Annotated in this window: 14 protein-coding genes; 9 read left to right on the forward strand and 5 right to left on the reverse strand. The window is 60.8% G+C overall.

Annotated elements, in window-relative coordinates; translation table 11 throughout:
* Positions 1-30 precede the first annotated feature (30 nt).
* Positions 31-990, reverse strand: coding sequence for a Fe2+-enterobactin ABC transporter substrate-binding protein (fepB, locus tag BJ885_RS01605; protein WP_121931040.1), 960 nt, complete (start codon positions 988-990; stop codon positions 31-33).
* 188 nt (positions 991-1,178) lie between these two features.
* Between fepB and entC the strand changes: the two genes are divergently transcribed.
* The 7 genes from entC to BJ885_RS01640 all read left to right on the forward strand — a co-directional run bounded on the left by entC (position 1,179) and on the right by BJ885_RS01640 (position 8,518).
* A complete protein-coding gene (gene entC, locus BJ885_RS01610) occupies positions 1,179-2,354 on the forward strand; it encodes an isochorismate synthase EntC (protein ID WP_121931041.1) in 1,176 nt (391 codons plus the stop codon).
* Between the two features lie 9 nt (positions 2,355-2,363).
* Positions 2,364-3,974: a (2,3-dihydroxybenzoyl)adenylate synthase EntE gene (gene entE / locus BJ885_RS01615; protein WP_121931042.1), complete on the forward strand. Its 1,611-nt coding sequence runs from the start codon at positions 2,364-2,366 to the stop codon at positions 3,972-3,974.
* Positions 3,975-3,984: 10 nt separating this feature from the next.
* Positions 3,985-4,839: an isochorismatase gene (locus BJ885_RS01620; RefSeq protein WP_121931043.1), complete on the forward strand. Its 855-nt coding sequence runs from the start codon at positions 3,985-3,987 to the stop codon at positions 4,837-4,839.
* Positions 4,836-5,591 (forward strand): 2,3-dihydro-2,3-dihydroxybenzoate dehydrogenase EntA, encoded by a 756-nt coding sequence (entA, locus tag BJ885_RS01625; protein WP_121931044.1) that lies wholly within the window; start codon positions 4,836-4,838, stop codon positions 5,589-5,591. Before BJ885_RS01620 ends, entA begins: the two co-directional genes overlap by 4 nt.
* Position 5,592: 1 nt before the next feature.
* A complete protein-coding gene (entH, locus tag BJ885_RS01630; RefSeq protein WP_121931045.1) occupies positions 5,593-6,006 on the forward strand; it encodes a proofreading thioesterase EntH in 414 nt (137 codons plus the stop codon).
* Positions 6,007-6,155: 149 nt separating this feature from the next.
* The gene (gene cstA, locus BJ885_RS01635) at positions 6,156-8,261 is read left to right on the forward strand and encodes a pyruvate/proton symporter CstA (protein ID WP_029740112.1); all 2,106 of its coding nucleotides are present in this window, start codon (positions 6,156-6,158) and stop codon (positions 8,259-8,261) included.
* Positions 8,262-8,320: 59 nt separating this feature from the next.
* Positions 8,321-8,518, forward strand: a complete 198-nt coding sequence (locus BJ885_RS01640; RefSeq protein ID WP_006809671.1) for a YbdD/YjiX family protein — start codon at positions 8,321-8,323, stop codon at positions 8,516-8,518.
* Here the strand turns inward: BJ885_RS01640 and BJ885_RS01645 are convergent.
* From BJ885_RS01645 to BJ885_RS01660, 4 genes are all read right to left on the reverse strand, one after another.
* A complete protein-coding gene (locus tag BJ885_RS01645) occupies positions 8,515-8,919 on the reverse strand; it encodes a helix-turn-helix domain-containing protein (RefSeq protein ID WP_121931046.1) in 405 nt (134 codons plus the stop codon). The two genes, BJ885_RS01640 and BJ885_RS01645, sit on opposite strands and share 4 nt — an antisense overlap.
* A complete protein-coding gene (locus tag BJ885_RS01650; protein WP_054830389.1) occupies positions 8,900-9,196 on the reverse strand; it encodes a type II toxin-antitoxin system RelE/ParE family toxin in 297 nt (98 codons plus the stop codon). Before BJ885_RS01650 ends, BJ885_RS01645 begins: the two co-directional genes overlap by 20 nt.
* A 183-nt stretch (positions 9,197-9,379) precedes the next feature.
* On the reverse strand, positions 9,380-10,123 hold the full coding sequence (locus tag BJ885_RS01655) for an SDR family NAD(P)-dependent oxidoreductase (protein ID WP_121931047.1): 744 nt from the start codon (positions 10,121-10,123) through the stop codon (positions 9,380-9,382).
* 57 nt (positions 10,124-10,180) lie between these two features.
* Positions 10,181-11,269: an oxidoreductase gene (locus BJ885_RS01660; protein ID WP_121931048.1), complete on the reverse strand. Its 1,089-nt coding sequence runs from the start codon at positions 11,267-11,269 to the stop codon at positions 10,181-10,183.
* Positions 11,270-11,428: 159 nt separating this feature from the next.
* Here BJ885_RS01660 and BJ885_RS01665 point away from each other — a divergent pair, with 159 nt between their 5' ends.
* Positions 11,429-12,931, forward strand: coding sequence for a sugar ABC transporter ATP-binding protein (locus BJ885_RS01665; RefSeq protein ID WP_121931049.1), 1,503 nt, complete (start codon positions 11,429-11,431; stop codon positions 12,929-12,931).
* Positions 12,928-13,923 carry an ABC transporter permease gene (locus BJ885_RS01670; protein WP_023334863.1) on the forward strand — a complete coding sequence of 332 codons (996 nt, stop codon included), beginning with the start codon at positions 12,928-12,930 and terminating at the stop codon, positions 13,921-13,923. Before BJ885_RS01665 ends, BJ885_RS01670 begins: the two co-directional genes overlap by 4 nt.
* Positions 13,924-13,937: the final 14 nt, after the last annotated feature.

Genomic DNA, 13,937 nt, shown 5'->3' on the forward strand with positions numbered 1-13,937 from the left:
CTCTCCCACAGGGAGAGGGAGGGAAAATGCCTACTTAAACAACGCATTCAATCTGTTTAATACTAACATTGCGCTGTAATAATCCAGGCGGAACGTCTCGGTTCCCAATGCCCAAACCCGTTTGTTTTTCACCGACGGTAAATGCGCCAGCAGCGGGTTGGCGTAAATCGCATCCACGTCTTTCTGGTCGCCGGCAAACACAAACAGCCCTTCGCCGTTTAGCCCCGTCGCCAGGTTTTCACCGCCCAGCTGAATAATGTCGTGGCGTTTGCCCTGGCTTTTAGAGGTCTGCAGCCCGGCGGGCAGCTCCGCCAGCGTAAAGCCCAGCTGGTGCAGCAGCTTGCCCTGCGCGGATTCCGCGGTCCACAGGTTGGCGCTGTGCGCGGCGGCGGTGTAGACGATGGCGTTCACCGGCTGCGGCGGCAGCTTCATCTGCTCTTTCACCTGCGCGAGCTGTTTATCAAACTCGGCAATGCGCTCTGCGGCCTGTTTTTCCTGCCCGGTTATTGTGCCCAGCTGCGTCAGCAGTTCCTGCCAGCTCCTGTCGTCGTAGTTGATGATAAGCGTTGGGGCGATGGCGGAGAGCTGATCGTACAGCGCCAGCGCGGAATCCCCACCGGTGGCGCTGATCAAAATCAGGTCCGGCATCTGGGCGGCAACTGCTTCGGCGCTCGGCTCGCCGATGTACAGCCGCGCAACCTTACGCTGTTTCGCGATATCACCCCACTGGCGCAGGAAACCCTGACCATCCGCCACGCGGTTATTCGGCGTGGTCGCGCCGCTGGCGACGACCGGTGCGTCAATCGCCAACAGGGAGCCGGTTAAGGTCACGCTGGTGGAGACAATGCGCGTCGGTTTGTTCTCAAGCGTGTGAACGCCGCGGCTGTCGGTCACCTGACGCGGCCAGTCGGCGGCAGCGGCTGAGGCAAGTCCTAAAACAAAAAGTCCAGGTACAAGCAGGGTATTACGGAATAGGGCAGGGAATTTCACAGCGCGACATCCTGTTTTTTTTGAAGATAATGCTTCTCATTTTCATGGCTGCCGCGAAGGGATGCAAGCTTTTGTCGCACAAGTTATTTGCCCGACGGTTGACAGCGAAGCGATGTGGGATTAGGTTAGCCGACGAAAATATAAATGATAATCATTATTGCTTCTTTTATCATTTTGAGGAGGATGATATGGACACGTCCATGGCTGAGGAAGTTCAGCACAACGCGACCACGCTGCAATCAGACAGCTTTTTCTTTATGTCGCCTTACCGCAGTTTTACCACGTCCGGCTGTTTTGCCCGTTTCTCTGAGTCCGCCGTTGGCGGCGACGATCCGGCGGGGCACTTCCAGCAAAAATTAGCCCAGGCTTTCCGGAATGCGAAAGCTAACGGTATCGCTCATCCGGTGATGGTAGGGGCTATTCCGTTCGATACCCGCAAGCCATCTTCTCTGTTTATTCCGCAGCGCTGGCAGACCTTTTCCCGCCCGGCACGTCAGCAGTCCGCACGCTATTTTTCCGGTTCGCAGGCGCTGAAGGTGGAACAACGCACCGAGATCCCGCCGCAGCCCGTGTTCGAAGAGATGGTCGCTCGCGCCGCGTCGCTTACCGCCACGCCGCAGGTGAACAAGGTCGTGCTGTCGCGCCTGATTGATATCGCGACCGACAAAAACATGGACAGCGGCGCGCTGATGGAGCGGCTGATCGCCCAGAACCCGGCGAGCTTTAATTTCCACGTGCCGCTGGAAGACGGCGGCGTGCTGCTCGGCGCTAGCCCCGAACTGCTGCTGCGCAAAGAGGGCGCGCACTTTAGCTCGCTGCCGCTGGCAGGCTCGGCGCGCCGTCAGCCGGACGACGTATTGGATCGCGAAGCGGGCAATAAGCTGCTGGCCTCCGAAAAGGACCGTCACGAGCACGACCTGGTGACTCAGGCAATGAAGGCCATTCTGGCACCGCGCAGCCACCACCTGAGCATGCCGTCTTCTCCGCAGCTCATCACCACGCCGACGCTGTGGCATCTGGCGACGCCGGTTGAAGGTGACGCGCGTGAAAATGAAAACGCCCTGACGCTGGCCTGCCTGCTGCACCCGACCCCGGCGCTGAGCGGCTTCCCACATGAGGCGGCGAAAGAGCTGATTGCCGAGCTGGAGCAGTTCGACCGCGAGCTGTTCGGCGGCATCGTCGGCTGGTGCGACAGCGAGGGCAACGGCGAGTGGGTGGTGACCATCCGCTGCGCACGTCTGCAAAAAAATACCGTTCGCCTGTTTGCCGGCGCGGGCATTGTGCCTGCCTCTTCGCCGGTGGGCGAGTGGCGCGAAACGGGCGTGAAGCTCTCCACCATGCTCAACGTGTTTGGTTTGCACTAAGGAAGACTCATGACCATCCCTTTTACCCGCTGGCCTGAGGAATTCGCCCGCCGCTACCGCGAAAAAGGCTACTGGCAGGATCTGCCGCTGACCCACATCCTGACGGATCGCGCGGACAGCGATGCCGTGGCGATTATCGACGGCGAGCGGCACATCACCTACCGCGCGTTTAACCAGGCGGTGAACAACCTGGCGTCTGCCCTTCAGGCGCAGGGGCTGCACCGCGGCGAGACGGCGCTGGTGCAGCTCGGCAACGTGGCCGAGTTCTACATCACCTTCTTCGCGCTGCTGCAAATCGGCGTCGCGCCGGTGAACGCGCTCTTTAGCCATCAGCGCAGCGAGCTGAACGCCTACGCCCTGCAAATCAAACCCGCCGCGCTGATTGCCGATCGCGACCACGCGCTGTTTGCGGGCGATGATTTTCTTAACACCTTTGTGGATGCGCACCGCTCGGTTCGCGTCGTGCTGCTGCGCGGCGATAGGGACGAACACGCCCTGGAAGCGGCGATTGCGCGTCCGGCGGACAACTTCATCCCGAACCCGACGCCCGCCGACGAAGTGGCGTTTTTCCAGCTTTCCGGCGGCAGCACCGGCACGCCGAAGCTGATCCCGCGCACGCACAACGATTATGACTACAGCATTCGCCGCAGCAACGAGATTTGCGGCATCACCGCCGAAACGCGCTACCTGAACGCGCTGCCCGCGGCGCATAACTACGCCATGAGCTCGCCGGGATCGTTAGGCGTCTTCACCGCGGGCGGGTGCGTGGTGCTGGCGAACGATCCAAGCGCCACGCTCTGCTTCCCGCTGATTGAACGGCATCAGATTAACGTCACCTCGCTGGTTCCTCCGGCGGTGAGCCTCTGGCTGCAGGCGATTGCCGACGGCGCGGGGAACGCGCAGCTTAAATCCCTCAGGCTGCTGCAGGTGGGGGGCGCACGCCTCTCCGCCACGCTCGCGGCGCGCATTCCGGCGGAAATCGGCTGCCAGCTTCAGCAGGTGTTCGGCATGGCGGAAGGGCTGGTGAACTACACCGCGCTCGACGACTTGCCGGAGCGCATCATCAACACTCAGGGCCGCCCGATGTGCCCGGACGACGAAGTGTGGGTGGCGGACGAGCACGGAAACCCGCTGCCGCGCGGTGAGGTCGGGCGTCTGATGACGCGCGGGCCGTATACCTTCCGCGGCTATTTCAACAGCCCGGAACACAACGCCAGCGCTTTTGACGCCGACGGCTTTTACTGTTCCGGCGATCTGATCGCCATCGACGAGCAGGGCTACATCACCGTGCAGGGGCGAGAGAAAGATCAGATCAACCGCGGCGGCGAGAAGATTGCCGCCGAAGAGATTGAAAACCTGCTGCTGCGCCACGAGGCGGTGATCCACGCCGCGCTGGTGAGCATGGAGGACAGCCTGCTGGGCGAAAAAAGCTGCGCGTATCTGGTGGTGAAACAGCCTCTGCGCGCGGTTGAAGTGCGCCGCTTCCTGCGCGAGCAGGGCGTTGCCGAATTCAAGCTGCCGGACCGCGTGGAGAGCGTGGATGCGCTTCCGTTAACGCCGGTCGGTAAAGTCGATAAGAAACAGTTGCGCCTGTGGCTTGCTGAACGCGCCCGGGGCTGAGGAACAGAGTATGGCCATTCCAAAATTAACCGCTTACGCGCTGCCGACCGCCGCAGAGCTGCCGACCAGTAAAGTGAACTGGGCGTTTGAGCCGGAGCGCGCCGCGCTGTTGATCCACGATATGCAGGAGTATTTCCTGAACTTCTGGGGCGAAAACAGCGCGATGATGCAGCAGGTGGTGGCGAATATCGCCAGACTGCGCGCTTACTGCAAAGCGCACAATATTCCCGTCTACTACACCGCCCAGCCGAAAGAGCAGAGCGACGAAGACCGCGCCCTGCTGAACGACATGTGGGGGCCGGGCCTGACCCGCTCGCCGGAGCAGCAGCGTATCGTCGCTGAACTGACGCCGGACGAAGCGGACACGGTGCTGGTGAAGTGGCGCTACAGCGCGTTTCACCGCTCGCCGCTGGAGCAGATGCTGAAAGAAACCGGCCGCAACCAGCTGCTGATTACCGGCGTGTACGCCCACATCGGCTGTATGACCACCGCCACCGATGCCTTTATGCGCGACATCAAGCCGTTCTTTATTGCCGACGCGCTGGCGGATTTCACCCGCGACGAGCACCTGATGTCGCTGAACTACGTGGCCGGACGCTCGGGCCGCGTGGTAATGACCGACGAGCTGCTGCCGTCCGTTCCGGCGACCAAAGCCGCGCTGCGTGAGCTGATCCTGCCACTGCTGGACGAGTCCGACGAGCCGATGGATGACGAAAAACTGATCGACTACGGCCTGGACTCGGTGCGCATGATGGCGCTGGCCGCCCGCTGGCGCAAAGTCCACGGCGATATCGACTTCGTGATGCTGGCAAAAAATCCCACAATCGACGCCTGGTGGGCGCTGCTTTCCCGCGAGGTGAAGTGATGGCTCTGGATTTCACCGGTAAAACCGTCTGGGTAACGGGCGCGGGTAAGGGGATTGGCTACGCGACGGCGCTGGCGTTTGTGGAGGCGGGCGCGCAGGTGACCGGCTTCGATCTGGCGTTTCCGCTGGGTGATTATCCGTTCGCCACTGAAACCCTGGATGTGTCGGATGCCGCGCAGGTGCATGAAGTGTGCGGGTGCGCGCTGGCGTCGCTTGAACGGCTGGACGTGCTGGTCAACGCGGCGGGCATTCTGCGCATGGGGGCGACGGACCAGCTTTCGCAGGAGGACTGGCAGCAGACCTTCGCGGTCAACGTCGGCGGCGCGTTCAACCTGTTCCAGCAGACGATGGGCCAGTTCCGCCGTCAGCAGGGCGGGGCGATAGTCACCGTGGCGTCCGACGCGGCGCACACGCCGCGCATCGGCATGAGCGCCTACGGTGCGTCGAAGGCGGCGCTGAAAAGCCTAGCCCTGACCGTCGGGCTGGAGCTGGCGGGCAGCGGCGTGCGCTGTAACCTGGTGTCGCCGGGCTCAACGGATACCGATATGCAGCGCATCCTGTGGAAAAGCGACGACGCGGAGCAGCAGCGTATTCGCGGCTTTGGTGAACAGTTCAAGCTCGGCATTCCACTGGGCAAAATCGCTCGTCCGCAGGAGATAGCCAGCACGGTGCTGTTCCTTGCATCCGATGCCGCCAGCCATATCACCCTGCAGGATATCGTGGTGGACGGCGGCTCCACGCTGGGGGCGTAAGATGATCTGGAAACGTCATTTACCGCTCGAGGAGCTGAACGCGATCAGCCTGAATACGCTGGTAGCGCATCTCGGTATCGTCTATACCCGCCTCGGCGACGACACGCTGGAAGCGGAGATGCCGGTGGATGCGCGTACCCATCAGCCGTTTGGCCTGCTGCACGGCGGCGCTTCGGCGGCGCTGGCGGAAACGCTGGGATCGATGGCCGGTTTTCTGATGACCCGCGACGGGCAGAGCGTGGTGGGGACGGAGCTTAACGCCACGCACCATCGTGCGGTCTCTCACGGCAAAGTGCGCGGGGTATGTCAGCCGCTGCATCTGGGGCGTTCGAGCCAGAGCTGGGAGATTGTGGTATTCGACGAGCAGGGGCGGCGGTGCTGTACCTGTCGGTTGAGTACGATGGTGTTGGGCTAAGCCAGGCAGATCAAAGTGATCGGCTTAACACTGTGGTGTAAATCTCTGGTTTGACCACGCATTATTGCGTTTCAAAGTTGTTAAATTTTTCCGGTTGTTCTAGAAACAAAATGTAACATCTCACTGTTTCACAACAACGGACAACAACTATGAACAACTCAGGGAAATACCTTATATGGGCAGGGCTCTCCGTTGTGGGAGCCTTTGCCCTGGGCTATATCGCCCTCAACCGGGGGGAACAGATCAATGCGCTCTGGATCGTTGTCGCCTCCGTCTGCATTTATCTGATCGCGTACCGTTTTTATGGCCGCTATATCGCGAAGAACGTCTTAGGCGTTGACGCGACGCGCATGACGCCTGCCGTCCGCCATAACGACGGGCTGGACTACGTGCCGACCGACAAAAAAGTGCTGTTTGGCCACCACTTTGCGGCGATTGCCGGGGCGGGCCCGCTGGTGGGGCCGGTGCTGGCGGCGCAGATGGGCTACCTGCCGGGGATGATCTGGATCCTTGCGGGCGTGGTGCTGGCGGGCGCGGTGCAGGACTTTATGGTGTTGTTCGTCTCCACCCGCCGCGACGGACGTTCGCTGGGGGAGCTGGTGAAAGAGGAGATGGGGGCAACCGCCGGGGTGATTGCGCTGGTGGCGACCTTCATGATCATGGTAATCATCCTCGCGGTGCTGGCGATGATCGTGGTGAAAGCGCTGACCCACAGCCCGTGGGGGACCTATACCGTTGCCTTCACCATTCCGCTGGCGCTGTTTATGGGGATTTATATTCGCTACCTGCGCCCCGGCCGCATTGGTGAGGTGTCGGTAATTGGCCTGGTATTCCTGGTGTTCGCCATTATCTCCGGCGGCTGGGTGGCGGAAAGCCCAACCTGGGCGCCGTTCTTCGACTTTACCGGCGTGCAGCTGACCTGGATGCTGGTGGGCTACGGCTTTGTGGCGGCGGTGCTGCCGGTATGGCTGCTGCTGGCTCCGCGTGACTATCTCTCTACGTTTCTGAAAATCGGCACCATCGTCGGGCTGGCGATCGGTATTCTGATTATGCGTCCGACCCTGACCATGCCTGCGTTAACCAAATTCATCGACGGTACCGGCCCGGTCTGGACCGGCAATCTGTTCCCGTTCCTGTTTATCACCATTGCCTGCGGCGCGGTGTCGGGCTTCCACGCGCTGATCGCTTCCGGGACCACGCCGAAGATGCTGGCGAATGAAAATCAGGCCTGCCTGATCGGCTACGGCGGCATGCTGATGGAGTCTTTCGTGGCCATCATGGCGCTGGTCTCGGCCTGTATCATCGACCCGGGCGTGTATTTCGCGATGAACAGCCCTATGGCGGTACTGGCACCGGCTGGCACCGTTGACGTGGTGGCGTCCGCCGCGCAGGTGGTGAGCGGCTGGGGCTTTGCAATTACCCCTGATACGTTGACGAGCATCGCCAGTGAAGTGGGCGAGCAGTCGATTATCTCCCGTGCGGGCGGGGCGCCGACGCTGGCGGTCGGCATGGCGTATATTCTTCACGGCGCGCTGGGCGGGCTGATGGACGTGTCGTTCTGGTATCACTTCGCCATCCTGTTCGAGGCGCTGTTTATCCTGACGGCGGTGGATGCGGGAACCCGTGCGGCGCGCTTTATGCTCCAGGATTTGCTTGGCGTGATCTCTCCGAACCTGAAGCGTACCGATTCGCTCCCGGCGAACCTGCTGGCAACGGCGCTGTGCGTGCTGGCGTGGGGCTACTTCCTGCACCAGGGCGTGGTCGATCCGCTGGGCGGGATTAACACCCTGTGGCCGCTGTTTGGTATCGCCAACCAGATGCTGGCAGGTATGGCGCTGATGCTCTGCGCGGTGGTGCTGTTCAAGATGAAGCGCCAGCGTTACGCGTGGGTGGCACTGGTGCCAACCGCGTGGCTGCTGATCTGTACCCTGACGGCGGGCTGGCAGAAGGCCTTCAGCCCGGACAACAAGGTGGGCTTCCTGGCGATCGCCAACAAGTTCCAGGCGATGATCGACAGCGGTAAGATCCCGGCGCAGTACACGGAGTCCCAGTTGTCTCAGCTGGTGTTTAACAACCGTCTGGACGCCGGGCTGACTATCTTCTTTATGGTGGTGGTCGTGGTGCTGGCGTTGTATTCTCTCAAGACCGCGCTGGCTGCGTTGAAAAACGATAAGCCAACGGCGAAAGAGACGCCGTACGAGCCGATGCCTGAAAACCTGGAAGAGATTGTCACCCAGGCCAAAGGGGCGCATTAACCTGTGTGCCGGGTGGCGCTAGTGCTTACCCGGCCTACATTTCCTGTGAGACCAGAATTATGTTCGACACCCTTTCCAAAGCAGGTAAGTACCTGGGCCAGGCCGCCAAAATGATGATTGGCGTGCCGGACTACGACAATTACGTCGAGCATATGCGCGTCAACCATCCGGACCAGACGCCCATGACCTACGAAGAATTTTTCCGCGACCGCCAGGACGCCCGCTACGGCGGCAAGGGTGGGGCGAAGTGCTGTTAACCCTCTTTCGGTAAATAGAGGCTGATCTGTTCCTGCTTGCAGCCGTAGATAGCAGCCAGCTTTTCACGGGTGCGCTTTTGCGGACGGGAGTCCAGCGCTTCCAGTTGTGACACGGCGGACTGGGTGATGCCGAGTTTCTCAGCTACCTCCTGCTGGGACAGGCCGCGCAGGATACGCCACGCGGCCTGCAGGCTGACGTTCTCGTTATGCATGACGTCGCATACTTCACCAGGTAATCCTACGTCATCATAACAATCGTGTTCGACTTCAATATCCTCTAGATCATCATCGGTTTCGTCGTCGATTTCTGCCATCTGTAAGCACATACGAAAGTATTCATCATAGGGAATAACGACGTACTGCGCTTTTCCGTCATCGTCCTTAATTAGCTGAACAGCCATAGGGGGCTTTCTCCTCGTGAAGGTAGGTCGTTGATGTTCTGCGCTTGACGGCCAAAACATAACAATGGTTATCGGGATCGTCCCGAAGTGTAATCAGAATGCGGTAATCGCCAACGCGTAGCCGGAATTGATTTTCTATCGCCGATATTTTTTTGATATCGGGCCGGGGAGCTGATCGATCGTCCAGCTCAGCAAGTTTTGCTTTGATTCTTCGCTGATATCGGCCATCGATTTTGAAAAACTCTTTCTTTGCATTCTTTGACCAGACAATCTTCATCCGTACCTCCACTGTACGCCCACACAAAGTATAAGGAAATAATAAGGCTATTAGATAAATTCCGAATTTCTAATGGGGTACTGTAGAGCGGAGCGAAAACCGGAGAAAGCGGCAAAACGCGAACCGTCGAGGGCGCTCGGAAACGCCTCTGCCGGACGACAGAGGCTTGCAGTGAGATTGCGATCAGGCGTTCAAACCGCCGTCCACGTCCAGGCCGGTACCGGAGATCTGCCCGGCCGCCGGGCTGGCAAGAAACGTGACCGCCGCCGCGATGTCTTCCGGCTGACCGTAGTGACCGAGCGCAATCATCTGGCGCTGGGCTTCCGCCTGTTCGCCGTCTTCCGGGTTCATATCGCTGTTGGTAGGGCCGGGGTGCACCAGATTAACGGTAATGCCGCGCGGCCCTAAATCACGGGCCAGCCCGCGGGTGAGGGAGTTCAGCGCCGATTTGGTCATCGAGTAAACGGCAATGCCCGGCATAGCCACGCGGTTTGCCAGACAGCTGCCGATGTTGATAATGCGCCCGCCGTCGGACATGTGCACCAGCGCTTCCTGAATGGCGATCACCACGCCGCGAATGTTGACGTTGATTAGGGCGTCAATGTCCGCCAGCGTCATGGACTCCAGCGGGCCGCCGCGCGCTATCCCGGCGTTGTTGACCAGAATGTCCAGCCCGCCAAGAGAACGCGCCGCATGGGTGACAGCATCCTGAATCGCCTGCGAGCTGGCGCTGTCGGCCTGAACGGCTTCGCTGTGTCGTCCCAGCGCCTTAATCTCATCGGCGACCGCCTGGGCTTTATCGGCAGATTTTTCATACGTAATAATCACATCCGCACCGGCGCGCGCCAGCGACAGGGCAATCGCACGACCCAACCCGCGGCTGGCACCGGTAACCAGCGCCTTTTTACCTGTTAAATCGATCTGCATGATGACCTCGTTACGAGAGTGGTAAGAATCATCATTAGGTATAGCCTGTCGGGGCGATTAACGGCTGAAGGATTCCACTTTCTCAAACGCGGCGCGCAGAACGTCAGGCGTTAACGCAACCGGTAAATAGTGAATCGACTCCACCGGGCGAAGGGTGTGGGCAATGACCTTATCCAGCTCGTCGCGGTTATTGATGTCGACGTCCAGCTCGCGAAGCGTGGTCGGCAGGTTAAAACGCTGGTAAGCCGTCACCAGCTGCGCCAGCACGTCGTCCTGGCCGAGCAGGGCGCTTTGCACCAGAATGCCGAAGGCCACCTTGGTGCCGTGCAGGTATTTTTCCGTCTGCGGCAGCACGGTTAAGCCGTTGTGTACCGCATGCGCCGCCGCCACGCGGGTATAGCGCTCGCCCAGGCCGCCGACCATCCCGCCACCGGCGATAATCGCATCCACCACGTCCCGGAAGGCCTGCGTCTGTTCGCCGCGCTGCTGGTCGGCCAGCGCCTCTTCGCTGCGCGACAGCAGCACGTCGCGGATCGCCAGCGCGCCGTTGATGCCCAGCCGCACGGTCAGCGGCAGGTTCTCCGGCTCAGGTGCCAATACCACCGCTTCGTACCACTTCGCCAGCGTATCGCCGATGCCCGCCAGCAGATATTCCGCCGGAGCGTTAAGGACGATCTGCGGCTCCACCAGCACCAGGAAGTTGGCGTCGTCGAAGATCTCAAAATGCAGCGCCTGACCGGCATCGTTGTACCAGACGGAGAGCGGGGTCCACGCCGCACAGGTGGCGGCAATGGTGGGGATGCCCACAAACGGCACCCCTAAGCGGCGCGCCACGGCCTTGACGGTATCCATCACCGCGCCGCCGCCGACGCCAATCACCACGCTGGCGTCGCTGCCGGATTCATTCACCAGATGGGTGACGTCGCGCTCGCTGCAGTGGCCTTTAAACAGCAGGCGTTTCGCCCCCGGCGCGTTAAAGCTCGCCGGCAGGAAAGGGCGCGCGCCTTCGATAGCGCGCTCGCCGTAGATCCACACCGCGCGGGAAAGCTGTTCCGGGGTAAAGAAGTTATCCAGATGCGCAAGGCTCCCTGGATGAGAGAAGTAGTTCGCCGGGCCAGGCACGACGCGGATATCGGTGTTGCTCATGATGGTGTCCTTTTTTAGCAAGCGCTAACCCGATGTTATGTCTGGACATCCGGATGGCTAATAATATTTCGCTTTAAGTTATGCCTTTTCCGTCGTTGTCAGTCAACCAGAGCTGTGAAAAATTCGATAAATCAGAAGAGTAATGAAGGATTTACGCGGATGGTTTCCAGTCGCCTTGAGATGCGCGGTATCAGCCTGGCCTTTTCCGGCTTTCAGGCGCTGTCGCGCGTGGACTTTACCTTAACCGGCGGATCCGTACACGCGCTGACCGGCGCCAACGGCGCGGGGAAATCGACGCTGATGGCGGTGCTGTGCGGGACGCATGACCACTATGAGGGCGAGATCAGCATTAACAACCAGCCGGTGAGCATCCGTGAACCGCTTGACGCCAAACGGCTGGGGATCCACCTTGTGCAGCAGGAGGTGGACGTGGCGCTGATCCCGGGGTTAAGCATCGCCGAAAACATCATGCTCGACCAGCTGGCGCAGCCGGGGCATCGCTTCAGCTGGCGCGCGATCCGCCAGCAGGCGAGACAGGCGCTGGCGCAGCTCGACGTGACGCTGGACGTTCGCCGTTCCATCGACGGCTGTTCGCTGGCCGAAAAGCAGCAGATTTTGCTGGCGCGGGCGCTGTCCCACCACTGCCGTTTTTTGATTCTTGATGAGCCCACCGCGCCGCTGGACGCGCATGAGAGCGAGCGCCTGTTTGCGGTAGTGAGACGCTTAAAGCAGCAGGGCATCGGCGTGGTGTTTATCTCTCACCGCATTCACGAGCTGAAGGCCATCTGCGACACCCTAACGGTGCTGCGCGACGGCAAGCTGATCGAGTCCGGCCCGATGGCCGATCTTAGCGGCGAAGCGATCGTCGAGAAGATGCTCGGCCACGTGCTGAGCGATATCTATCCGCCCGCGCGACCGCCGCACGGCGACGAAACGCTGCTGCGCGTTGAGGGGCTTCACGATGACGCGCTGCTGAAAGATATCTCCCTGCACCTGCGCAAAGGCGAAATTCTCGGGATTGCCGGGCTGGCGGGGGCGGGGAAAACCGAACTCTGCAAGGCGCTGTTTGGCGCCACCAAAAGCCGCGTGGCGCGCGGCGAGCTGAATCATCAATCCTGGCAGCCGCGCGATCCGGCCGACTCCGTGCTGCGCGGTCTGGCGCTGGTGCCGGAGGAGCGCCGCAAAGAGGGCATTTTTATCGACGAGCCGGTGAGCATGAACCTTGCAGTGAGCGCCGATAACAGCTTTTCGCGCTGGAGCCTGTTTGGCCATCGTCAGGCGTGGCGCTGGGCGGAAGAGGTGATTGCCCGCGTCGGCGTGCGTGCGCGCGGGCCGGGGCAGGTGCTGCGCCGCTTATCCGGCGGCAACCAGCAGAAGGTTGCCATCGGTAAATGGCTGCGCAATGACGCCCGCGTGCTGATATTCGACGAGCCGACCAAAGGCGTGGACGTGAAGGCCAAAACCGATCTGTTCCAGCTGATTGACGGCCTGGCGCGCGAGGGCAAAGGGGTGATTTACGCCTCGGGCGAATTTGCCGAGTTGGTCGGGCTGTGCGACCGCATCTGCGTCCTGTGGGACGGGCGCATCGTGGCGGAAATCGCCGGGGCCGAGGCCCGCGAAGAGACACTACTTTATTATTCAACCGGAGGAACGGCGTCGTGAGCAAGGCCCTTTCAGTGAACGCGGCGGCGTCTGGCCGCCAGCAGATTTTCGATTTTCTCTACAGGTGGGGCATGCTGTTAACCGTCGTCGCGCTGGTGGCCGTCTTTGGCCTGGCGTCGGACAGCTTCCTCGATCCGAACAACATCATCAACATTCTGCGCTCGATTGCCATCGTGACGGTGATTGCCATTGGCGTGTCGATATCATTGACCATCGGCGGGTTCGATCTCTCTGTCGGATCCACCGCCTCGCTGGCGAACGCGCTGGTGATTTCCCTTTTCGTCTGGCACGGCTTTGGTACCACCGAGTCGATTCTGATCACCCTCGCGCTCTGCACGCTGGTGGGTCTGTTTAACGCCTTTCTGATCGTCATCCTGCGTATTCCGGACATGCTCGCAACGCTTGCCAGCCTGTTTGTCATTCAGGGCGTGGCGATGACCTACAGCTACGGCGGGTCGATTACCGAGAACATGGTGCTGCCGAGCGGCGACATGGCGGAAGGCACTATTCCGGCGGCGTTCAGCCTGCTGGGGCAGGTGCCGACCATCGTGATCGTCATGCTGGTGGTGACCGTGCTGGCGCAGCTGGGCCTCTCGTTGACCACTCACGGACGCCGGATGTACGCCATTGGCGGCAACCCGGAAGCGGCGCGTCTCTCCGGCATTCGCACCACGCGCTACAAGGTAGCGGCCTACGTGATTGCCTCTTTGCTGGCGGGACTGGGCGGGATTTTGCTGGCGTCGCGCATCGGTTCGTCGCAGGTGAATGCGGGCGGCGGCTACCTGATGGATGCGGTGGCGGCGGCGTGGATTGGCTTCTCGCTGGCAGGCTCAGGCAAGCCGAACGCGCTGGGAACCCTGGTCGGAGCGGTCATTCTCGGCGTGCTGTCGAACGGGCTGGTGATGCTCTCCGTGCCGTACTACGCCATGGACATTATAAAAGGGCTGGTGCTCGCGGTAGCGCTGGCGATTACCTACATACAAAAACGCTGACAACACAACGGGAT

This window comes from Enterobacter sp. WP_7_1 (genome assembly GCF_003688535.1).
Classification (GTDB): Bacteria; Pseudomonadota; Gammaproteobacteria; order Enterobacterales; family Enterobacteriaceae; genus Enterobacter; species Enterobacter asburiae.